General features: G+C 58.9%; 22 protein-coding genes. 8 read left to right on the top strand and 14 right to left on the bottom strand.

Features of this window, described 5'->3' with window-relative positions:
- The first annotated feature begins 7 nt into the window (after nucleotides 1-7).
- From B7L09_RS04770 to B7L09_RS04780, 3 genes are read left to right on the top strand one after another with little or no spacing between them, the layout of a single operon-like run.
- Complete coding sequence (locus B7L09_RS04770) at nucleotides 8-661, top strand: alginate O-acetyltransferase AlgF (RefSeq protein WP_010459136.1); 654 nt, start codon at nucleotides 8-10, stop codon at nucleotides 659-661.
- On the top strand, nucleotides 658-1,632 hold the full coding sequence (locus B7L09_RS04775) for an alginate O-acetyltransferase AlgX-related protein (protein ID WP_010459135.1): 975 nt from the start codon (nucleotides 658-660) through the stop codon (nucleotides 1,630-1,632). Before B7L09_RS04770 ends, B7L09_RS04775 begins: the two co-directional genes overlap by 4 nt.
- The gene (locus B7L09_RS04780) at nucleotides 1,629-2,468 is read left to right on the top strand and encodes an alpha-amylase family protein (protein WP_094467926.1); all 840 of its coding nucleotides are present in this window, start codon (nucleotides 1,629-1,631) and stop codon (nucleotides 2,466-2,468) included. Before B7L09_RS04775 ends, B7L09_RS04780 begins: the two co-directional genes overlap by 4 nt.
- A gap of 49 nt (nucleotides 2,469-2,517) precedes the next feature.
- On the opposite strand, the gene B7L09_RS04785 is transcribed toward B7L09_RS04780, so the two are convergent.
- Together B7L09_RS04785 and B7L09_RS04790 are read right to left on the bottom strand one after the other, a co-directional pair.
- Nucleotides 2,518-2,997, bottom strand: coding sequence for a VOC family protein (locus B7L09_RS04785; protein WP_094467927.1), 480 nt, complete (start codon nucleotides 2,995-2,997; stop codon nucleotides 2,518-2,520).
- A 118-nt stretch (nucleotides 2,998-3,115) separates the two neighbouring features.
- A complete protein-coding gene (locus tag B7L09_RS04790; RefSeq protein WP_094467928.1) occupies nucleotides 3,116-4,324 on the bottom strand; it encodes an MFS transporter in 1,209 nt (402 codons plus the stop codon).
- Nucleotides 4,325-5,552: 1,228 nt separating this feature from the next.
- Between B7L09_RS04790 and B7L09_RS04795 the strand changes: the two genes are divergently transcribed.
- The gene (locus tag B7L09_RS04795; RefSeq protein ID WP_010459131.1) at nucleotides 5,553-5,876 is read left to right on the top strand and encodes a ribosomal protein L7/L12; all 324 of its coding nucleotides are present in this window, start codon (nucleotides 5,553-5,555) and stop codon (nucleotides 5,874-5,876) included.
- An 18-nt stretch (nucleotides 5,877-5,894) separates the two neighbouring features.
- On the opposite strand, the gene B7L09_RS04800 is transcribed toward B7L09_RS04795, so the two are convergent.
- The gene (locus tag B7L09_RS04800; RefSeq protein WP_094467929.1) at nucleotides 5,895-6,392 is read right to left on the bottom strand and encodes a GNAT family N-acetyltransferase; all 498 of its coding nucleotides are present in this window, start codon (nucleotides 6,390-6,392) and stop codon (nucleotides 5,895-5,897) included.
- A 104-nt stretch (nucleotides 6,393-6,496) separates the two neighbouring features.
- Nucleotides 6,497-6,886 (bottom strand): c-type cytochrome, encoded by a 390-nt coding sequence (locus B7L09_RS04805; protein ID WP_094467930.1) that lies wholly within the window; start codon nucleotides 6,884-6,886, stop codon nucleotides 6,497-6,499.
- 172 nt (nucleotides 6,887-7,058) lie between these two features.
- On the opposite strand from B7L09_RS04805, the gene B7L09_RS04810 reads away from it, so the two are divergent.
- On the top strand, nucleotides 7,059-7,364 hold the full coding sequence (locus B7L09_RS04810; protein ID WP_094467931.1) for a DUF7693 family protein: 306 nt from the start codon (nucleotides 7,059-7,061) through the stop codon (nucleotides 7,362-7,364).
- A 246-nt stretch (nucleotides 7,365-7,610) separates the two neighbouring features.
- On the opposite strand, the gene B7L09_RS04820 is transcribed toward B7L09_RS04810, so the two are convergent.
- A complete protein-coding gene (locus B7L09_RS04820; RefSeq protein ID WP_094467933.1) occupies nucleotides 7,611-8,012 on the bottom strand; it encodes a VOC family protein in 402 nt (133 codons plus the stop codon).
- An 18-nt stretch (nucleotides 8,013-8,030) separates the two neighbouring features.
- Nucleotides 8,031-8,774 (bottom strand): SDR family NAD(P)-dependent oxidoreductase, encoded by a 744-nt coding sequence (locus B7L09_RS04825; RefSeq protein ID WP_094467934.1) that lies wholly within the window; start codon nucleotides 8,772-8,774, stop codon nucleotides 8,031-8,033.
- 138 nt (nucleotides 8,775-8,912) lie between these two features.
- On the opposite strand from B7L09_RS04825, the gene B7L09_RS04830 reads away from it, so the two are divergent.
- Nucleotides 8,913-9,812: an AraC family transcriptional regulator gene (locus B7L09_RS04830; RefSeq protein WP_094467935.1), complete on the top strand. Its 900-nt coding sequence runs from the start codon at nucleotides 8,913-8,915 to the stop codon at nucleotides 9,810-9,812.
- Between the two features lie 154 nt (nucleotides 9,813-9,966).
- On the top strand, nucleotides 9,967-11,652 hold the full coding sequence (locus B7L09_RS04835; protein ID WP_094467936.1) for a sensor domain-containing diguanylate cyclase: 1,686 nt from the start codon (nucleotides 9,967-9,969) through the stop codon (nucleotides 11,650-11,652).
- Nucleotides 11,653-11,793: 141 nt separating this feature from the next.
- Here the strand turns inward: B7L09_RS04835 and B7L09_RS04840 are convergent, their stop codons facing one another.
- From B7L09_RS04840 to B7L09_RS04875, 6 genes are all read right to left on the bottom strand, one after another.
- Nucleotides 11,794-12,129 (bottom strand): hypothetical protein, encoded by a 336-nt coding sequence (locus B7L09_RS04840; protein ID WP_094467937.1) that lies wholly within the window; start codon nucleotides 12,127-12,129, stop codon nucleotides 11,794-11,796.
- 199 nt (nucleotides 12,130-12,328) lie between these two features.
- Complete coding sequence (locus B7L09_RS04850; RefSeq protein ID WP_094467938.1) at nucleotides 12,329-13,561, bottom strand: MFS transporter; 1,233 nt, start codon at nucleotides 13,559-13,561, stop codon at nucleotides 12,329-12,331.
- A gap of 63 nt (nucleotides 13,562-13,624) precedes the next feature.
- Nucleotides 13,625-14,503 carry an alpha/beta fold hydrolase gene (locus B7L09_RS04855; protein ID WP_010459117.1) on the bottom strand — a complete coding sequence of 293 codons (879 nt, stop codon included), beginning with the start codon at nucleotides 14,501-14,503 and terminating at the stop codon, nucleotides 13,625-13,627.
- A 41-nt stretch (nucleotides 14,504-14,544) separates the two neighbouring features.
- Nucleotides 14,545-15,549, bottom strand: coding sequence for a PdxA family dehydrogenase (locus tag B7L09_RS04860; RefSeq protein ID WP_010459116.1), 1,005 nt, complete (start codon nucleotides 15,547-15,549; stop codon nucleotides 14,545-14,547).
- A 1,091-nt stretch (nucleotides 15,550-16,640) separates the two neighbouring features.
- Entirely contained in the window at nucleotides 16,641-17,066 is a 426-nt protein-coding gene (locus tag B7L09_RS04870; protein WP_094467940.1) for a DUF1801 domain-containing protein, read from the bottom strand.
- Between the two features lie 129 nt (nucleotides 17,067-17,195).
- Nucleotides 17,196-18,131 carry a Ppx/GppA phosphatase family protein gene (locus tag B7L09_RS04875; protein WP_094467941.1) on the bottom strand — a complete coding sequence of 312 codons (936 nt, stop codon included), beginning with the start codon at nucleotides 18,129-18,131 and terminating at the stop codon, nucleotides 17,196-17,198.
- 284 nt (nucleotides 18,132-18,415) lie between these two features.
- Between B7L09_RS04875 and B7L09_RS04880 the strand changes: the two genes are divergently transcribed.
- Nucleotides 18,416-19,480 carry an alpha/beta fold hydrolase gene (locus B7L09_RS04880; RefSeq protein ID WP_094467942.1) on the top strand — a complete coding sequence of 355 codons (1,065 nt, stop codon included), beginning with the start codon at nucleotides 18,416-18,418 and terminating at the stop codon, nucleotides 19,478-19,480.
- Between the two features lie 79 nt (nucleotides 19,481-19,559).
- Here the strand turns inward: B7L09_RS04880 and B7L09_RS04885 are convergent, their stop codons facing one another.
- Nucleotides 19,560-20,018: a metallophosphoesterase family protein gene (locus tag B7L09_RS04885; RefSeq protein WP_094467943.1), complete on the bottom strand. Its 459-nt coding sequence runs from the start codon at nucleotides 20,016-20,018 to the stop codon at nucleotides 19,560-19,562.
- 19 nt (nucleotides 20,019-20,037) lie between these two features.
- Nucleotides 20,038-20,628 (bottom strand): eCIS core domain-containing protein, encoded by a 591-nt coding sequence (locus B7L09_RS04890; protein ID WP_094467944.1) that lies wholly within the window; start codon nucleotides 20,626-20,628, stop codon nucleotides 20,038-20,040.
- Nucleotides 20,629-20,699 lie beyond the last annotated feature (71 nt).

The following is a 20,699-nucleotide window of genomic DNA, read 5'->3' on the forward strand; positions in this document are numbered from 1 at the left end:
GACTTGCATGAACATTCGATTCTGTTTGTGGTTGGGACTTGGCCTGATCCCGATGGGGGCAAACGCTGCCCCTGAAATTGCCCAGTTGTACGCGCCAAAACTGCCGGAGGGTTCGGCCTGGGTGCGGGTGGTCAACCCCTCCGACACTGCCATGCAGGTCCAGGTGGGCCAGGGCGCGAGTTTCGCCCTTTCGACCCAGGCGACGGTGGCCAGTCCTTTTCAGGTCGTGGACTCGCGACAGCCGCTGCAAGTGACCGTCAACGGTCGCGAAATAAAAGGCCTGAGCGCACCGAAAAGTGCGTGGGTCACGCTGATTCTCGACAGTGACCCGGCGCGGGCACCCCGTCTGGTCATCGACCCGCCGCTGCGCGGCAAAGACTTGCGCGCCGAACTCAACCTCTACAACCTGGCCAGCGGTTGCGAAAAGGCCGGGGTAAAACTGGCTAACCATGCCCCGGTGTTCAATCAAGTGCCGTTCAACGGTCAGGCCCAGCGCACGATTAACCCGGTGCAAGCAACGCTGGTTGCCAATTGCGAGCAGAACATCAGCCTGCCGTTCAAGCTGGCGCCCTTCAAGGCCGGCGATCGTTACAGCCTGTTCCTGGTCGGCTCCCGGCAGGCTCCACGCCTGATCGGCCTTGTCGACCAGACCGCGCCATGACCCTTCAATGGAAATCTCGCTGGCCGGTTTCCGCCCTGATCGCCGGTGTCTTGTTGAGCCTGTCGGGCACCGGCGTTGAAGCGGCCTCGGCGGTCATTACCGGCGAAGGTGGCTGGCTGTTCCCGGCCTGGGAAAGCCTGAGCAAGGTCGATAACCCCGGCATGACTCGCAACATTGCGCTGGTGAAACAACTCCAGCAGAACCTTGCGCGGGAACACATCAGTCTGGTCGTATTGGTAGTGCCGATGAAAGCGCCGTTTTATGCCTCGCGCCTGCCCGCCAATCAGCCCTTGAGCCCGGCCGTGATGCAGCGCTACGACCACTTACAGAGCGAGCTGACTCAGGCAGGCCTGACCACGCTGAACATCAAGCCCGTCCTGCAACGCACTGAACACGGCAAACAGACCGCGTTTTATCGCGCCGACTACCACTGGACCGCCTGGAGCGCGGAAAACACCGCCGACGCCACGGCGCAACTGATTACCTTGCGTTACCGCCTGCAAGGCGAACCCGGCGGTGGCGCGGCGCTGGGCGAGTGGTTCGACCGACGCGCGTTCGGCGATCTGGCGAGCAATTTCCTGCCGGCGATCAAACGTAAATCGATTGGTCGCGACATCTACACCGTTCGCCATCAGGCCCAGAACGACTTGCTGATCGATGACGCACCGGCACCGGTTCAGGTGATCGGCAACAGCTTTGTCCAACCTTACCTGGGCTTTACGCAAAAGCTTTCCAATGCCCTGGACCGTCCCGTCGCGCTGACCTGGAATCCTGGCGATGTCGGCCCATGGGCTACGCTGCTGCAATACCTGGAGTCTGCGGATTTCGCCCAACACAAACCGCAAGTGATCGTCTGGCAATTCAACGAGGGCCAGTTCCACCTCGGCCCCGATGCCGCAGCTAACTGGAACGCCAAAGGCGTCACCTCGCTGAGCCAATGGCATCAGCGCATCAATAAGGCGCTTCCGTGAACATTCTTGGTTACACCGCCAGTCGCGCGACCATTGCGGGTCTGTTGTTTGCCGCCATTCTCGGCACCGGGACCGGCGTGCTCTACGTGACGGACAAAAAGGCCCAGACCCCAGGGATCGTCGGCATCGTCTGGCAGCCGGACAACAAGACCGTCGGCATCAATGGCCACTGGGAAAAGCTGGGGGCCCGCGAGCTGCTGGTGCAATGGACTGTCGTCGACGATCAGGCATTCGTTGCCGGTTCCGGCCTGCCCAGCGTGCCGGTTCTGCCCGATTGGGCACGCATTGCCAAGGCCCCGTGGGCGCAAGACGTCATCCTCGGACTGGCCGGCTATTTCAGCGAAAACCGCTCACGGGACAACATCGAGCAACTGGCGGCAGTCTCGGCACACATCGCCAAATTGCCGACGCCCTTGCACGTCACCGGCTGGTATTTCCCCGCCGAAGTCGACCCCAGCTGGACCCGCGCCAAAGAACTGCCCGCCCTGCTGGCCAAGCTGCCACGACCGTTATGGATCAGCGTGTATGACGGTGCGAACATCGGCCCTGTCGCCACGGCAGAATGGCTCAAGCAGTGGCTGCCGAATGATATTGGCGTGTTCTTCCAGGACGGCGTCGGTGTCTACGCCCGCACCGCACCGGTCGCCAGGACCTACGCCGACGCGTTGCGCGAGCGTCTGGGCAAAGACCGGGTGCGCATCATCGTCGAAGCCTTTCGCCCCAACTTCGGCGGCGGATTTCGCTCCGCCACCGCCGCCGAGCTCAAGCCGCAATTGGCGGCCTATGACGGTTATCCGCTGTACCTGTTCCTGGGAGCAGCGAGCCAGACGCAGTAAGGGTCTTGAAGGCACCCGCGACCACCACTGGCTTTCCGCGCCGCGCGGTCTAACCCTTGACCGCCGCTTCGATCGCCGCGACGTCGATTTTCCCCATCTGCATCATGGCGTCGAACGCTCGCTTGGCCGCCGCTGGATCAGGATGGTTGATGGCGTTTGTCAGGACGCGGGGCGTGATCTGCCACGACAGTCCCCACTTGTCCTGGCACCAGCCACAGACGTTTTCCTGGCCGCCGTTTCCGACAATCGCGTTCCACAAGCGATCCGTTTCGGCCTGGTCGTCAGTCGCCACCTGGAACGAGAACGCCTCGTTGTGTTTGACCCCAGAGCCCCCGTTCAGGCCGAGACACGGGATGCCCATCACCGTGAATTCGACCGTCAACACATCGCCCTGCTTGCCCGCCGGATAGTCGCCAGGCGCGCGAAGGATGGTGCCCACCGCGCTGTCGGGAAACGTTTTGGCGTAGAACGTCGCGGCGTCCAGCGCGGCGCCGTCGTACCAGAGGCAAATCGTGTTTTTGCTGACCATTCTGGTTCTCCATCAATGGGGAATGAATGCTCATTCTAGCTGAGCGACCAGCGGGACCACGAAGAGGGCCCTGCCCCTTGTCGGCAGATCAATGCGGCGACGAAGTCCAGAGTGCTCATTACTGGAAACTCGGCTCGGCACAAACCGCTGACGTGGCGCGAAGTGTACGCAGCCCCAACAGTACGATCACCACCATCACCAGCCCCGCACCGATGGCGACGCCGAACCCTGCCCGTGCGCCATAGGCGTCGATGACCAGACCCGCGAGTACGCCACCGAGCGCCACGCCGATGCTGATGCCCGTCGTCATCCACGTCAGGCCTTCGGTGATCCTGGACGGTGGAACGATGATCGTACCAAGGTTCATGACGACGACCATCGTGGGTGCGAATGACATGCCTGCCACAAACAGCATCCCGGAAAGGATGTAGACGTCTGGCGAGAAAATAGGCAAGACGGCTGTAACTGCCGTGATCAGAACCCCAACGAAGAACTGCTTTTCAATCGCCAAGGAGACCCTCAACGCGCCGAACGTCAGGCCCGCGATCATTGAGCCGAGCGCATAGGCTGCGAGGATGAAACTGGCGGACGCTGGCCAGTCTTGTGCGTTGGCGAAGGCCACCACCGCCACATCGATTGATCCGCCAATCACCCCCATCGCCAGGAGTGCCAGAACGATGGTGCGAACGCCGGGAATCAGCAAGGTCGAGCCGGTGCTTTTCCTGACGCCCACGACGACCTTCGGTTCTGTCTGCTTTTGCAGAAGAAAAGCGCTCACGCCGATGACCAGCAACAAGACCGCCACAAGAGGTCCGGCTTCGGCGAAAAAGCTGACGCTCAGACCGATGGCCAGGGGTGGACCGATAATGAACGCGAGCTCAGTCAGCACCGTGTCCAGGGAGAAGGCCGTGTGCAGCTGCGGCTTGCCACGGAAAAGCTGTGTCCAGCGTGCTCTTATCATCGCGGGCATGCTGGGCATCGTGCCCGCCAGTGCCGCAAGAATAAACAACAGCGGGGTCGGCGCCCTCATAGAGACGGCAACGATCAGCGCCAGCAACATGCCAATGCTGAAGGTGGTCACTAAGGGCAGCACCCGACTCTGCCCCCGCTGATCGACGAGTTTTGACACGTGCGGGCCGATCAGCGCATTCGCCAGGGTAAAGGTACCGGCGACCGAGCCAGCCAGCCAATACAGACCCGTCTGCTGCACCAGCATGGTAATGATGCCGATGCCGATCATTGCCTGCGGCAGCCGGGCAATGGAACTCGCGATCACCAACCCCATGACCCCCGGGGTGGTGAGCAGTTCGCGGTAGGGATTTGCCATGATTTCTCCTTTTTATAATGCTTCGCTGATGGGTACCCCGCTGCACGCCCGCAAACTGTTGCGGGCGGTTTATCGGCGACTCAATGGCACATGTGAACCAGCAAGCGAGGCTGTTGTTCGCCATAGCTGAGCGTCTCACCCTCAAAGACCAGCGCCGTGGCTTGCGGACTGCATGCAACCTGGGCTTCGAATAGTTGATGAATACACAGATGAACAGAAAATTCAGACGTAACTTGGTCGTGCATCCTTGCCTCCAGAAGTGAATAAACTCACTTCTATCGATTGTTCGCACTTACATCATGCAAGTGCAGTCCTTGGAATATTATCTAATCAATCCAACCTGCCATCTGCCGCGAACTATCCAATGGCAACGCGTCGATCATTAGAACTAACTATTTAGGGCAGACCTATCCGCCAACCCCTCTTACCCGTGTTATCACACATAACTAACGTCAACCGAAACGCCCATCCCAGAGAGCTCGCAGCTAACAAATACGGTGTATTCATGGCGCATGAAAAACAACATTCACGGTCATAAAACCAGAATGTTTTTTTTCTGCACTAGAGATACACGATGATCTTTGAGTCTATTTGGCAAGAGCATTTCTTTCCGGTTTCAGCTACGGGGTCCAGCGACGCCAAGAGTCTACCCCTGAAACATCGAAGTCAATACCGGGGAAAAACTGACACATCCTAACGAAGTAAAACCGCCCCATTCGGCGGTTATCCAGTTCAATTATGAGTGTGGAAAATCATGGTTTCTTGAGTTTTTGTAGGTGCCTTCCTACATATAGATCGCCCTGGTACGCACGTCGCCTTGCTGAGGGTGGGTCCGAGCGTTTGATCGAAAGCCGCGCTGCGTTCAATGAAGTTCTCAGAAAAAATCTTCGGCGGACGATCAGGCTGCATCACGCAGCACTTCTCTTATGCCTAGCCGCGAACACCTGAGCCCTGCCTCCTTGAGGCCTTTTGTCGTTCAATGCCTTGACGTCGATAGCCACCATCAACACACTACTCGATGGCACATTCGGCCGGGGCCTCCGGGCTTTTTTACGCAAATGAAACCTATCTCCGCCTGATCTTTTTTTATCAAATTTAATTTGTCACTTATCGCAAAATGATATTAAAAACTGTCAGATTTAACAGGTTCCCACCTTAACATCATCGTCTACCCTCTCACTGAAAAAACCAATACCCAAAAGGCGCTACAACACAAGGACAATTCCAAATGAATTTAACTCCCGAACAACTCTCAACACTATCCCCCAAAGAACTTGAAACCTTATTATTATTAGAAGAACTTGAAGCCTTATCAAAAGCAAAAGAAAACCTACCGAAATCAAACATCCACCTCGAAGAGGTCGGATCCAACAAAGTTAGCGTAATCAAATCATTAAGAAGGTTGACTGAAATGGAAATGAGCTTGACCGACGCCAAGAATCTCGTTGACCGCGCACCGACTGTTGTATTGACCGTACCGACAGAGGAGGCTGAAAAGGCAAAAATCGAGCTTGAGGCGGCTGGAGCGAAAGTTTCGATTAAGTCCGTATGAACGCGAAGCGCGCCCCGTCTAAAGGTGAGAAAAGGAAATATCCAATTCGTCTCGCTGAGGTGCGCACCCACTGGCCACGACTGTGTGATAAACAAAACTCGGCGCCTGCCCCGGTACGTCATCGAGCACATCGACACGTTGCATACCGACCTTTTCCAACACGCCTATCGAGGCGGCGTGGGCAGGCCTGACCAGCGCAAAAACCTCAGTCACCCTCAGCTCTTCAAATCCATATTCAAGCGCCGCCCTGCTCAACTCAGTCGCGTAGCCCTGGCCCCAGGCGGTCACGGCAAATCGATAACCGAGGTTCAGCAGCTCGACCTCGCCAAACGCTCGCAAACCAACTCCGCCAAAACCAATGACATCATCCGGGTCAGTGCGGCTAGCGACGGTCCACAGCCCGTAGCCGTGGACGGACCAATGGCGAATCCAGTCATCCAGCAGCGTTTGAGCCTGGTCAATATGGATCAAAGGCCCGGCCGGGTTGTATCGGTTCGTCGCAAGGTCGCCGTAGATCGCGAACCCTTCCTACATATAGATCGCCCTGGTACGCACGTCGCCTTGCTGAGGGTGGGTCCGAGCGTTTGATCGAAAGCCGCGCTGCGTCAGTTCAGGGTGCCCTACTGCGGCTGAAAGGTCTGAAGATACGCCAACAGGTTTTCAATCTTCTCCGGATCGCTGAGCCCCCAGAAAATCATCCGGGTACCGGGTACTACTTCCTTTGGATCTTCGAGGTACGCGATCAGGGTTTCGCGGGTCCAGACGATGCCGGCCGATTTCATGGCGTCGGAATATTGATAATCCGTCGTGCTACCTGACGGGCGTCCAAAAATGCCATTGAGATGCGGCCCGAACGAACCCCGCGCCGACTCCCCCACTTGATGGCAGCCACCGCATATCCGTTTGAACAGTGTCGCGCCGGCTTCAGCATCGCCGACTGCTTGTGCCTGCGCGCTGAACAACCCGGCAGTGAGTAGCAAGACCAGGGTGAGTGCTGCGGCTTTCTTCATGTACTGCTCCAGATCTTCTGTGGCTTATCCCGTGTGAATCAACTCATACCCGATTGAAACTTCTTCCTGNNGCCCGACGCCCGCAGGCAGTCGAGGAGGTTTGAGGCTCCGCTGACAGCGGCAAGCGCAGGCTCTATTCTGTGCACCCCCGCGATTTCACCGGAGATACCTTGTGCCACCCCTGACCGCCCGCGAGGTTTACCAGCAATTGCGCGACGCCGCGCTGGAAGTCCGGCCTCTGATACGGCTCGGCGAACAACCCGAGCCCGGCCACGTGCACGTCGATATCGAAGGCTGGCGCCTGAGCCTCGGTGTCGACGGTAATCGCCTGCTGCATTGCCAACGTTGCCAAAGCCCGGACGGCCGCGAGGGTGAACTCGACCGCTGGCAACGTTACGGCACCGACCCGGTCAGTTTGCTCAGCACCTGGGAGCTGGCGCAGATCGAGCACTTGCTGTGCCTTCAGCGCCAGCCTTAGAGATCAACGATCACCGTTCCGGCAATGCTCTCGGCAAACCCCACACCGAACAGACGACCCGGCGTTTCGAANNCGCCGTTTGAACGTCGGGCGTGAAGGTGCGATAGGGCACGTTCAGTTGCCGGGCAAGCGCGGCCAATCTTGTCGCATCGCGTCCGGCGATTTCGAAGTCCAGCCCGGCTGCCTTCGCCTGTGCCGAGACCATCCGACCGGTGTACCCGGTTGCGCCATAAATCAGAAGTCTGCTCATTGTGGGTGCTGCCAGTTTTTATAGACGAACTCGAGGCTGTACCCATCCGGGTCCAGGACGTTGGCCGCGTAATAATTCGGGTCGTAATGCAACCGTGCGCCGGGAGCGCCGTTATCGGTGGCGCCTGCTTTCATTGCAGCGGCATAGGCCGCATCGACCTCGCCCCTGCTGTTCGCAACGAACCCGACATGCGCAGCCCGCCCCTCCACCACGCCTTCACGCAGCCAGAAAAACACCCGGCCATGCGCGCCGAACCCCTTGAGGTCCGGGTGGCCCGGCGGGCCATCCTTGCCGTCGTAATCCAGCCGGTCAGTGATGCCGAGCGGTGTGAGCGCCGAGGTGTAGAAATTGACGGAGCGTCGGGTGTCGCTGACTGAGATAAAAACATGATCAAGCATGGAATGCGCCTCGCTGATTCAGATGATGTAACCGCCGGAAACCTCAATGGATTGCGCGTTGACCCAGGCACTTTCTTCGGACATTAGCGTGGCGATTACTCGACCGACGTCGTCCGGTTCGCCGATGCGACCGAGCGCCGTTTGCGAGGCCAGCAGCGTCTCGAATTCTTCGCTCAAGCCACCGCCCAGTTCGGTGCGAATGGCGCCAGGCGAGACGGCATTGGCACGGATGCGCCGCTCACCAAACTCCTTGGCCATGTAACGGGTCAGTACTTCCAGCCCGCCCTTGAAAGCGGCATAAGGCGCTACGCCCGGGGTGACCACCCGTGTCGTCGCGCTGGTCAGGTTGACGATGCTCGCGCCCTCCTCCATCAGCGGCAACAAGGCCTGTGTCAGGAAGAACGGGCCTTTGAGGTGAACGTTCATGAGGTCGTCGAACTGCGCCTCGGTGACCGTCTCAAGTGGGTTGAACAGGCCGTGGCCGGCATTGTTGACCAGACCACCCAGGGTGGTGGTTTGCCAGTTCGATTGCAGCGCCTGCCGTACTGCATCGACGAACACGCGAAAGCTCCCGGCATGGCAGACGTCCAGTTCGAGGGCGACGGCATGACCACCTTCGGACTTGATGCGCTGAACAACCGAATCGGCCGCCTGCACGTTGCTCTTGTAGGTCAGGATGACGCCCATTCCACGCCGGGCACAGTGCACTGCGGCGCTGGCACCGATGCCTCGACTGCCGCCGGTGATGACGATAACGCTCATGGCTTGCTCCACTGTCAATCAGATGAGCAACCACGGTAACCATAGACCGTCGAGCGAGCGCAGCCGTTACTGCTCCAATCCTGCCTGTTTCTGCTTTTCGCTTGCGTCGTGCGTCACCCTGCGGTCAGATGTCTCCCCATGGAAAACCAACTGCATGAACTCAGAACCCTCGCCGCCAGGGCCGAAAACCGGCGTACAGAGACGGGCATCCCGCGCGTGGCGATGGTCCAGGGTGCGATTCCCGAGCATCAGTTGGCCGCTGTCTATGAGCCGATGATCAACCTGATCCTGCAAGGCAGTAAGTCGATGACCGTCGGCGATCGCACCCTGCGGTACGACCCGGCGACCTATTTCGTGATGTCGATTGAACTGCCTGCGGTCGGCAGTGTGCATCCAGCCACGTCCGGCGAACCTTACCTCGCCGTCGCCTTGACACTGGACCCTGCCGTTCTGGCGCCGTTGCTGACAGACCTGCCAAAACCTGCCGCTCCGCCTGAACAATCACGGGAGGCCGGTTTTTCGGTGGCCGCGGTCACACCCGAGCTGATGGACGCCTGGGTGCGCATGCTGCGATTGATGGACCGGCCGGCGGACATCCCGGCGCTGAGCCCGGTGTACGAGCGGGAGATTCTCTATCGGGTTTTGCAAGGACCGCACGGCTGGATGCTCCGCGAAATCGCCGCGCCCGATACGGCCATGGCCCGTGTCAGCCTCGCCATCCAGTGGATCCGCCGCGCCTTCGCCGAGCCGCTGCGGGTGGAGGACATGGCCCGCACAGCGTCAATGAGCGTGTCTGCGTTCCACCGCCATTTCAAAGCCGTCACCACGCTCAGCCCCTTGCAGTATCAAAAACGCGTGCGGTTGCTCCAGGCGCGGACTTTGTTGGTGGCGAACGCTAAAAGCGTCACCAGCGCCGCGTTCGATGTCGGCTATGAAAGCGCTACCCAATTCAGCCGGGACTACGTTCGTGTCTTCGGTTTGTCTCCGGCCCGGGATGCTGCGCGGATCCTAGCGCAAATACGCGGTCGTGCCGACTGAAGGCGCTTCAGTCCGACTTGTACCACCGACTTTGTTTCACGTCATAGCGTTGGCGAATGCGGGTACCGAGCGATGGCCATGAAAGCGCCGCCACTGGCACCCACCCAACCATTGCGCATACCATGCTGCGACTTCAAACCGTCAGGTATCGCCCATGATCAAAGCCAGTTTGCGAAGCCACCTGACACTCTGGTTTGCCGGTCTGTCGTTGCTCACGCTGGTGAGCGTGGGCTTCTATGTCGGTCAAATCGCCACAGAGCAGATGAAGCAGGCCAGTGGCAATACGCTGCTCAGCACGGCAAGGTCGGCGGCCGAGCTGTTGGGCGCGCAACTGCATGAGCGTCAGCTCGAAGTGTCCCTGCTCAGTCGAGCGCCGTTTTTCAAGCATGGCGACCTGGACGATCCGGATATCTTGTCGTCGATGGAGCTGCGTTCACAGTCCCGCGCCGAGTACGCCTGGATGGGCGTGGCTGACGCCAACGGGCGTGTACGGCAAGCGGTGAACGGCCTGCTGGTCAATCAATCGGTGAAGGAGCGCCCCTGGTTCCAGGCCGGGCTGCGCGGTGCCTATACCGGCGATCCTCATGAGGCGGTCCTGCTGGCCAAACTGCTGCCCGGAACCGCCAGTGGCGAGCCTTTGCGCTTCATCGATTTCGCCGCGCCGATCCGCAATGCCGAGGGCCAGGTAATCGGTGTGCTCGGCGCGCATGCCCATTGGAGCTGGGCGACGCGGATTGTCGACTCGGCCGTGCTGCGCAAGGACATGACGCCCGAAGTGGAGGCGCTGATCGTCGACCATGACGGCAAAGTGCTCTACCCGGAATCACTCATGGGGCAACGCGTGGCGGACATGCCGGTCGCCCGGGAAAATCATTCCGACACGGCCGGCTGGTCAGTGGGCAACGGTTACCTGACCAGCGTTGTCGCGGTGCCCACGCCATCGAGCACGGACCTGACGTGGTACATCGCGGTCCGTCAGCCACTGGATATCGCGCTTCAACCCGCACGTATCCTGTTTTACAAATTGCTGGTGTTGGGGGTCATTGCCGCGGTCGTGTTTGGTCTGGTGGCGTACTACCTGGCGCTGTACCTCAGTCGCCCGATCGAGCAACTGGCAAAGTCGGCCCACCGGGTACAGCACCATCAACCCGGCGTGACCTTCCCCCGGGATCATTCGGTGCGAGAAATCGCCCAACTGGGCCAATCCCTCCAGGGCATGACGGAGTCCTTGCTCGGCAAGGAGCGCGAGTTGCAGGAAGCCAATGCGTCGCTGGAAGCCACGGTCGCGCAACGCACCGCCGCCCTCACCCAGGCCAACGCCGATCTGTTGAAACTGGCCACCCACGACGCACTGACCGGCGTGTACAACCGGCGCCGATTCGACGAGAAACTGGATGAGTGCAACCTGCTGTTTCAACGCACCGGACGGCCCTTCGCGTTGCTGTTCATCGACGCCGACCACTTCAAGCAAATCAATGACACCCACGGCCACGCGATCGGCGATGAAGTGCTGCACCAACTCGCCCGGGTAATCCAGGACAATACCCGCGCCACTGACTTCGTGGCCCGTTACGGTGGCGAGGAGTTTGCGGTGCTGCTGCCGGAAGTCGAGGAACCCGAGAGCCCCGAGGTCGTTGCCGAGAAGATTCGCGCCGCGATTGCCGCAGCCACTTTTGCTACGGTCGGGCACGTCACGGTCAGCATCGGCATCGGCCTGGCCGAGTTATCGGACAGCAATACCACCGCGCTGATCAAACGCGCCGATCAGCAGCTCTATCAGGCGAAGTGGTCGGGAAGGAATCGGGTGGCACAGCAAGCCAGAGTGACGGAACGCCAATGACCTCCAGCTTCCACTGATGAAAACCCGGTTCAACCGCAAGGCCATTACTTAAGAACATCTTCAGAGGAGCAAAAACCTGTGGCTAGGGGAGTTATCCCCTCGCCACAATTGCGCATCCGCAATCAAGACCGGGTACTGGGCTTACTGAACGTTTTTCAGCTTGACCACATCACCGGAGATCTTGGTGGTGTAACCGCTCAATACCCATGCCCAGAACCAGTTTTCCTGCACTTGGGTGTTGATCAGCGCGTCGCCGCCCTTGGCTTTGATCGCCGCATTCTGAGCGCGAACAAAACGGTTGTTCTGCTGGATCGGGATCACGCCGAACAGCAGCAGGCCAGTGGCGCTTGCTTCACTGTGGCCCAAGACGGTGTATTGACTGCTTTCATAATGCTGGGTGTTCATCGGCGTGCCGGTGCAACCCGCCAGAACCAGACCGAACAGCGCAACCGCGACAACTTTACTAACGTACTTCACTGAAAAAACTCCATGAGATAGTGCCCGGGATCCATCTCTCGGGCGGCGCACACTCTAACGGATGAGATGGCCAATTGGTATCAGCTAAAGCAGGCAATTTGCCACCCCTTGGTTGGCGGCGGCTTTTGTTCGAGAGGTGTTGAGCGCGACGGCAGCGTTAATCAACGCCTTCAACGCTTTCTCATTAATTTCATCCCCTTCATGCACGTCTATCGCCCGTCTTGATAAACATCGCCAGCACCGGCCCCATCAGCACCACGGCGATGGAAGCGCCGAACGCCACGGCCCAGTTGTTCCCCGTGATGTCCAGCAACCAGCCGATCACCACCGGTGACACGGCGCCCGCCAAGGCCATGCCGGTGAAGGTGCACGCGCTGGAGGTCGCCGAATGTTCGTGGGACACCTCGGTGCCAATGACCCAGAGCGGCGAGTCGGCCAGTTCCGAGCAGAAGAACGAGAAGCTCAGGCCGCAGGCGCAGATGATCAGGTCGTGGGTGAACATCAGCGGAATCAAGCCGATGATCGAGGCCAGGAAGCCAAAGATGATCAAGTCACGGCGTGAGCGCAGACGGTTGCCGGTGACTTTGAAGCGCCAGTCCGAGAGCATGCCGCCGACCGCGGTGCCGACGGTCCCGCCGAGCAACACAAAGGTCGAAAACAACGCGGTGTGGGTCAGGTCCATGCCGTAGCGCTGGGTGAAGAACGATGGAATCCAGTTGAGGAAGAACCACAGCACCCAACCGTGACAGAAACAAGTGGCAGCGGCCGGCCACACTTTGCGCAGCATCTGCGGCCAATTCACCGGTTTGGCCGCCACGGGTGGTAGCGGCACGGCGGCGGTTTCGAGCAGTTTCTTCGATTCGCTCAGGCTGAAATACATGACGAACATGTAGATCAACGTCACCACGCCGAGAATGACGAAGGTCAGTCGCCACGAAAACTGAATGATCATGAACGTCACGATCAAAGGCGCCAGTGCATTGGCCAGGCGTCCCGACGCATGCATCATGCCCTGGGCCGTGCCGCGTTGGGTGATAGGGATGGCGCGGGCAATCATGCGCGCCGCTGTCGGGTAGATCGGCGCTTCGCCGATACCGACCACGAAACGTGCAATCACCAAGACCACCAGACCACTGACCAGCCCTGTGGCAATGGTCGCGGCCGACCAGATTATGCCGTACAGCAACATCGCCTTGCGCGAGCCGATACGGTCACTGAACCAGCCGCCGGGAATCATGAAGCAGCTGTAGGCGATGGCGAAGGCTGAAAACATCATGCCCAGGTTGGTGTTGCTGAAACCCAGCTCCTTGCTGATCGTCGGGGCGGCGACGGCCAGGTTGGTGCGGTCCACGTACATGATGAACGCCATGATGCAAAGCAACACGAACGTCAGCGTTGCCCTGCGTTTTTGCGCGAGCGTAGTCGGAATCATTTTTTCCACCTTTTTTTATAGTTCTAGTGGGCAGGCGGTCATCCCGGACCGCCTGTCATTGCGTTACTTGAAGAAGCCGTGCAACACCTCGTAGGTCTCGTCCGGGCATTCTTCCTGCAGGTAGTGGCCTGAGGGCACGGTGGCGGTCTGCACGATGTTGGTGGCGTAGCGGCTCCAGATTTCCGCGGCGTTATGGTTGCGCCCGACGCCACCCTTTTCGCCCCAGAGAATCAGTGCCGGATTGTCGATCCGCCGGCCCGCGTCGAAATCGGCGGTGTCCATGTCCAGGTCGATGCCGAAGGTGGCGCGATAGTCTTCGCACATGGCGTGGGTGGTGGCCGGATTCTTGATGCAGCGGATGTAATCGGCCAGCGCTTCGGGCCCAAAGAAACTGGTGCCCTGATCGGTCTTCGACAGCTTGCGGCGGATGAAGAACTCCGGATCGGCGTCCATCATTCGCTCTGGCGTCGGGGCGTCCTGGGTCATGAAGAACCAGTGCCAGGAAAACTTGCCCCACTGGCGTGTCACGTTATTCAACAAATAATGCTGCGGCAGCATGTCGACGAAACCGGCCTTGAGCACCTTGTCGCCGTGATCCAGGCACATGCGATGCAGGACCCGCGCGCCACGGTCGTGACCGGCGGCGTAGAACTGCTCGAAACCCAGCGATTGCATGACTTCAACCTGGTCCTGGGCCATGGCACGGAAGGAATAGGCCGAATGATCGCCACCGCCCTCGGGCTTGGAGCTGTCGCCGTAACCGCGCAAGTCGGTGCAGACCACGGTGAAATCCCTGGCCAGGCGCGGCGCGATCTTGTGCCAGGACAGGTGATTGAACGGGTTGCCGTGCATCAGCAGCAACGGTGGGCCTTCGCCGCCCACGACGGTGACAATCTCGGCACCGCTGGTTTTGGTAATGGTCTTGGTGAAATGCTCGAACATGGTGTCAGCCTCGATTTTCTTCTCGATCACTTGGCGGGTGTTTAGCGCTTGGATTTACGCGCGGCAGCGTTGTCAGCGGCGACCCGGAACGCAGCCGCCATCGCGCCGACGTCTGCAATGCCTTTACCGACGATGTCATAAGCCACGCCGTGTGCCGGAGTTGCGTAAACAGTCTTCAGGCCGCCGGTCAGGGTCACGCCGGACGAGAAGCCCAGCAGCTTGGTCGCGATCTGGCCCTGGTCGTGATACATGATCACCACTGCGTCGAAATCACCGTTGCGCGCCTTGATAAACACCGTGTCCGATGGGAACGGCCCCTCGCAGGCCAGGCCTTTGAGGCGCAAGGCTTCGAGCGTCGGGCGGATGATCGTGATCTCTTCATCACCAAACAGGCCGTTCTCGCCGCCATGGGGATTGAGTGCCGCGACGCCGATACGCGGCGCGTTGTTGCCCAGCGCTCGCAACGTGTCATGGGCCAGTTGCAGCGCCCCTTCGATGCGGTCCGGTTGCACCATGTCGACGGCTTTGCGCAGCGCTACATGGGAGGTCACGCGGAAGGTCGAAAACTGCGGGATGATGTTCACTTCGCCGAAGTAACCGACGTGTTCGGTCCAGGCGGCAAACATCTGGTGTTCGTCGTGGTACTTCCAGCCACCGCGATGCAGCCCGGCCTTGTTGAGCGGCGCGAAGCAAATGCCATCGAGCTCACCGGCCAGGGCCATGTCGGTCATGATCTTGAGGGTTTCGCCGGTCAGACGACCCGACTCCGCGTTGACCAGACCGCGCTCATACAACGCAGGATCCACGTTATGTAAATCGATCAAGGGCACGGCGGCCTGGGAATGGTCGGCCTCGCGCAGGTGCACAATCTTCTGGTAAGGAATGCGCTGCCCGGCGTCACGCATGCCGAGCTCGAGCACTCGCTCGTCACCAATGATCACCACATCCGCCCGCTCACGTGCTTCAGGCGTCGACAACAGCTTGACGACCAACTCAGGGCCAATGCCGGTGACATCGCCCAGCATAAGTCCAATCAGGGGTTTCATCAGTTCTTCTCCAGTCCAGGCAAGGTGTGTCTTTTATTGTTATGGGCAGCGCCGATGGCGGAACGCAGGCCAGAAGTCCGGTGCAACCACTGAGGCCCATCCTAGGCCGACGGGCCGGGCCTTCAAGGTGCAAAACGTGGGGTGGGGGTTCACAGCTCCTTGATTCTCGCGTCTATCAGCGAAGAGGCACTTTCTCCGTCTCCGTCCTTTGCACGGATGGCTTCCTTTGTCTGCCTTTGTCACGCTCTTTGATTACCGATGTATTTAACGCGAAAGCTATAGCCAAAAATTCTTAAAAACTGTTATTTGTTACAGTTGCCGATTCGCACATGCAGCTCTATCTTCTTTTACGTAATAAAAGAATTAGTCGTATGAATTATCAACTTCCTTGTACGTCTATTTTCCGGCAGAAATGCAGCAAGACCTCATTATCTACTTATAACTGGAGTCCATCATGACAGATAAAAAAAACGGCCAGATAGACCTGACCCTCGGGACGCCTATTACGTCAGACAACAAGTCCTTCGAAATCAATCCCAAATTTGACNNNNTATTAACTGCCGCCAGCCCAGAGTCAGCAGCCACGAAGATAGATAATGCCATTACTGCTATAGATGCAGCCATCGCATCGATAGGAGGTATTCGGGCAAGTCTAGGAGACTCTGAAAGTCGATATCGACCATTCAATCTTTCAGACGAAAACGGTGTAAACCATATAATCAGCCAGAAAAACAGCACCTACTCGCACCGATTCCCAGAAGGCTCGACACTCGAAGACGACAAAATTTACGCCATTGACATCCTCATCGAGTTAAAAAATGGAATTTACCAGGACGGAGAAGGCAAACCTTGCTTATATAAAGATTTTTTAAGAGACTTAGACAACATCAGCAAAAACAATAAAAACGATAATTGACAGTTGTGAAAGGACGACAGACTTATTGATAGCTACAAACACGTGACGGATTGATTTCAGGAGCACTAACTAAGCACTGCTTAGACGTCAGTTAAGCCGACACACGATCTGTTACAGCTGGCGAAGCCTGCTGCTACAAGAAGTGCGATTCATTGATCGAAATTAGTTCTTGCTCTCACTTCGCCGGTTTGGCACGCGCGGCCGCTCGCGAGGTGTTGAGCGCGACGGCAGCGTTAATCAACGCCTTCAACGCTTTCTCATTAATTTCACCCCCTTCATGCACGTCTATCGCCCGTCGCGTATTGCCTTCAAGACTCGCGTTGAAAAGCCCCGAAGGATCCTCCAGCGACGCCCCCTTGGCGAAGGTCATCTTCACGGCGTTCTTGTACGTCTCGCCAGTGCAGATGATGCCCGCATGCGACCACACCGGAATCCGCCACTTCCATTCTTCGACCACGTCAGGGTCGGCCTGTTGGATCAGCGCCCGGACCCGGGCGAGCGTTTCGCCCCGCCAATCACTCAGTTCCTTGATTCTCGCGTCTATCAACGAAGAGGCATCTTCACCCTCTCCGTCCTTTGCACTGATGGTTTCCTTCGTCATGGGGTACCGCCTCCTTCAGGATGGTTTCGCCCGGTTCATGATAGTTGGCATTCGCCCGCGCTTGAGTAGCGCTGACTGACGGCTTGCATCCCTGACCGATAATGACTGCAGTCAGTCGACAGCACCCCATCAGTGCCTGGCCATCAACCCATGAAGCACGCCGACCCTTAACCCCGCTTCGGAAGGTGTCATTTGCGAGATGCCAAAAACCTTGAACGCGGCCAGCATGACCACCAGACCGCCCGGCAAACTACTCAGCCGATGGGGTTGCAAGCTCGCCAACCTGAGCGAATTGACCTGCCCCGCTTCAAGCAGGCGCAATGACAAGCGCAGCAAACCGCCGTAGGTGATTCCGCTTTGGTCATCGTCGTTCAAGCCGTTGGCCTTGAGGACTTTGGCGAGCATCCGCGCGGTGCCTGAAGAGCCGATGGCCTGCTGCCAACCCAGTGCACGGTAACGACGCGCGACCTTTTCAAACTGCACAGTGGCGACACGCTCGGCTTCCAGCAGGGCCTGAGCCGTAATGCGCCCACCCTGGAAGTACCGCGTGCCAAAAGTGCTGCTGCCAATGGCAATGCTTTCGGTCAGCAGGGGCTGGGCGCCCTGCCCCAGAATCAACTCGGTGGACCCGCCGCCAATATCCACCACGAGCCGCATACTCGCGGCACTCGGTGTCGCGTGGGCAACCCCGGCATACACCAGCCGGGCTTCTTCATGCCCGGAGATAACGTCGATTCGAAAACCCAGATGACGCTCGGCGCTGGTCAAAAACAGTTGCGCATTGTCGGCTTCGCGCACCGCGCTGGTCGCCACGGCCCGCACCCGTCCAGCCTCAAAGCCGCGCAGCTTTTTGCCGAATCGCGCGAGCGCTTGCCACCCCCTATCCAACGCCAACTCATCCAGCGCGCCGCCCTGAAATCCTTCGGCCAAGCGGACGGGCTCGCGCAGGGTTTTGACTTCCTGGATCACGATCTGCTGGTTGCGTCTGACCGACTGGCCAATCATCAGGCGAAACGCGTTGGAGCCCAGGTCAATGGCCGCAAACAGAGAGGCGTCTCCTTTCATGGTGAGGATTCCTGGAAAATTCATCAGCCCGTGGGCGGGGGTTGCGCTGGGTGTTCAGGACGGTTTGCGATGATCTTGCCATGCCTTAGGTGACACCAAGATGACACCGCCCTTCACCGCGCCGGCGTGTATCACAGTGTGTACGACTATCCTCTTGATACATCCGTTTTCACCGGGCCTGGGTTTCGACACAGGCCAGATACGTCACCGCGTTGAAATGCATTCAAGGTTTCAAGGGGCTCAGCCAGATCCCCTGGCCAACGGCTTGCAACGGAGACATCACCATGAAGATGGCAATGCAAAACAACATCGGCAATACCCGCCGCCGCTTGGCCAGCTCGTCGATCCTGGCGTTTGCCCTGTTCGGCGCGCTCGGCGTGGCGCACGCGCAAACGCCTGCCGCCGCACAGCAGGCGGCAATCACGGCAGAAGCCACTTATTCAACACCCTCCCCGTTCGGCCCGCTGAAGCACATCAAGGCTGGACTGCTGAACGTGGCCTACGCCGAAACTGGCCCGGCCGACGGGCCGGTGGTGATTCTTCTGCACGGCTGGCCCTACGACATTCACAGTTATGACGAAGTCGCCCCGCTGCTTGCGGCGAAGGGGTATCGCGTATTGATGCCGTATGCGCGTGGCTACGGTGATACACATTTCCTGTCCGATAAAACCCTTCGCAACGGCCAACCGGCCGCGTTGGCCAGTGACGTCATCGACTTCATGGATGCCCTGAAGATCAAACAAGCGGTGCTCGGTGGCTACGACTGGGGCGCGCGCTCCGCCGACATCGTCTCGGCGCTGTGGCCGGAACGGGTCAAGGCGCTGGTTTCGGTCAGCGGCTATCTGATCGGCAACCAGGCTGCCGGCAAGAACCCGTTGCCGCCCAAAGCCGAATTGCAGTGGTGGTACCAGTTCTATTTCGCCACCGACCGCGGTCGCGCCGGGTATGAGAAAAACACCCATGACTTCGCCAAGTTGATCTGGCAACTGGCTTCGCCAAAATGGGCGTTTGACGACGCCACCTTCGAGCGCAGCGCCAAGGGCCTGGACAACCCCGACCACGTCGCTATCACGGTCTTCAATTACCGCTGGCGCCTGGGCCTGGTGCAGGGCGAGGCNCNCTACGACGCGCTCGAACAGAAACTGGCCATGGCGCCGTCCATCAGCGTGCCGACCATCACCCTTGAAGGCGATGCCAACGGTGCACCGCACCCTCTGCCGGAAGACTATGCGAAGCGCTTCACCGGCAACTACCAATTCCGCCTGATCAGTGGCGGCATCGGTCACAACTTGCCACAGGAAGATCCACAGGCGTTCGCCAAGGCGGTGATTGATGCGGATCACCTTTGAGGCCGATCTGAAATAGCCCTTTCACAACGACGGCTCGTTTTATCAACGAGCCGTTTTTTGTTAGAAAAAACCCCAGACATTATTCGAGCAACGAGACCAGACGCGGCTCCAGGGACATTTCGAATACATCCAGCACCGCCAACGTCACCGGCAACTTGAAACGCCGCCGCCCCGCACTGCCGGGATTGAGGTAAAGCTGTTCGCCACGCCACTCTATCCTTGGCTTGTGCGAATGACCGGTAATCACCAGTTTGATGGCTGAGTCGAGCGCGGCCGGGAGATCGGCGATGTCATGCACCAGCAGCGTTTCCCATCCGTCGAGATCGAAACGAAGAAGGTCGGGGATTTTTTCTGCCCATGGGGCGTCCAGGTCATTATTCCCGCGGACGACGTAAAGCGGGGCGATAGCGTTGAGTTGATCGAGAATGTCGGCGTTGCCAATGTCGCCCGCGTGAATGATCCGCTCACAACCCGCCAAGGCAGCCAGGGCTTCAGCGCGGAGCAAGCCATGGGTATCGGAAATCACACCAACTTTCATGCGCCGCTCCAGATCAGGTTCAAGGATGAGTTACAGCTCCGTCCCGCAACGTCCGCCTGACCTCAGCCTGTATGGCATAAGCCGGCGCCTCCACCGCATTGAAATCTTGTGTATAGCGCTGGGCAAATCCTTCTACCCCCCATTCCTGAAACTGCTGCACATGCTTGAGTTCGTGAGCCCAGAGCACGATGTTCTGTTCTGCGGTTTCAGCATCCCGGAAGAGGATGATGTCGATCAGCGTCACGGCACCGACATCGGGGTTTTGCAGCATGGCAGTGGCGGCGTTGAACTGGCCGTTATCGCTGACTTTGTAGCGTGCGGCATCGAGGACGCTGGGGTCGTACCAGCGCAGCAGTTGCTCCCGGATGTGCGGTGGAATGGGTTGCAGGCCGGTGATGGCGGCGTCAGCGCGGGCTTGGGTCAGCCACAGTGCCAAGGCCGGCGCGGCGATCTGGTAGAGGTCATCGGTCAGCCCCATGTCTGGCAGGCAAATGCAACTGTCCAGGCACACTTGCTTCTCGCCAGCCGGGCAGGTGCCGGTCTGGGCTGGCACTTCAAGCGTCAGGCACAGAACAAACAGCGCCACCAGGCGCGTGATGATGGGCGGCATTGGACGCTCCTGGGACGGATGCGGCGCGAACAGTGAATCGGCGTGCCGGCAAACAATCGCTGGACACGACA

It is taken from the genome of Pseudomonas mandelii, assembly GCF_002251635.1.
Classification (GTDB): Bacteria; Pseudomonadota; Gammaproteobacteria; order Pseudomonadales; family Pseudomonadaceae; genus Aquipseudomonas; species Aquipseudomonas mandelii_B.

Coding starts and splice junctions, on each gene's coding strand:
- B7L09_RS04770 (WP_010459136.1), top strand. CDS start 8: ATGAACATTCGATTCTGTTTGTGGTTGGGACTTGGCCTGATCCCGATG.
- B7L09_RS04775 (WP_010459135.1), top strand. CDS start 658: ATGACCCTTCAATGGAAATCTCGCTGGCCGGTTTCCGCCCTGATCGCC.
- B7L09_RS04785 (WP_094467927.1), bottom strand. CDS start 2,997: ATGGTCAGCAAAAACACGATTTGCCTCTGGTACGACGGCGCCGCGCTG.
- B7L09_RS04790 (WP_094467928.1), bottom strand. CDS start 4,324: ATGGCAAATCCCTACCGCGAACTGCTCACCACCCCGGGGGTCATGGGG.
- B7L09_RS04795 (WP_010459131.1), top strand. CDS start 5,553: ATGAATTTAACTCCCGAACAACTCTCAACACTATCCCCCAAAGAACTT.
- B7L09_RS04805 (WP_094467930.1), bottom strand. CDS start 6,886: ATGAAGAAAGCCGCAGCACTCACCCTGGTCTTGCTACTCACTGCCGGG.
- B7L09_RS04820 (WP_094467933.1), bottom strand. CDS start 8,012: ATGCTTGATCATGTTTTTATCTCAGTCAGCGACACCCGACGCTCCGTC.
- B7L09_RS04825 (WP_094467934.1), bottom strand. CDS start 8,774: ATGAGCGTTATCGTCATCACCGGCGGCAGTCGAGGCATCGGTGCCAGC.
- B7L09_RS04830 (WP_094467935.1), top strand. CDS start 8,913: ATGGAAAACCAACTGCATGAACTCAGAACCCTCGCCGCCAGGGCCGAA.
- B7L09_RS04835 (WP_094467936.1), top strand. CDS start 9,967: ATGATCAAAGCCAGTTTGCGAAGCCACCTGACACTCTGGTTTGCCGGT.
- B7L09_RS04850 (WP_094467938.1), bottom strand. CDS start 13,561: ATGATTCCGACTACGCTCGCGCAAAAACGCAGGGCAACGCTGACGTTC.
- B7L09_RS04855 (WP_010459117.1), bottom strand. CDS start 14,503: ATGTTCGAGCATTTCACCAAGACCATTACCAAAACCAGCGGTGCCGAG.
- B7L09_RS04860 (WP_010459116.1), bottom strand. CDS start 15,549: ATGAAACCCCTGATTGGACTTATGCTGGGCGATGTCACCGGCATTGGC.
- B7L09_RS04870 (WP_094467940.1), bottom strand. CDS start 17,066: ATGACGAAGGAAACCATCAGTGCAAAGGACGGAGAGGGTGAAGATGCC.
- B7L09_RS04875 (WP_094467941.1), bottom strand. CDS start 18,131: ATGAAAGGAGACGCCTCTCTGTTTGCGGCCATTGACCTGGGCTCCAAC.
- B7L09_RS04885 (WP_094467943.1), bottom strand. CDS start 20,018: ATGAAAGTTGGTGTGATTTCCGATACCCATGGCTTGCTCCGCGCTGAA.
- B7L09_RS04890 (WP_094467944.1), bottom strand. CDS start 20,628: ATGCCGCCCATCATCACGCGCCTGGTGGCGCTGTTTGTTCTGTGCCTG.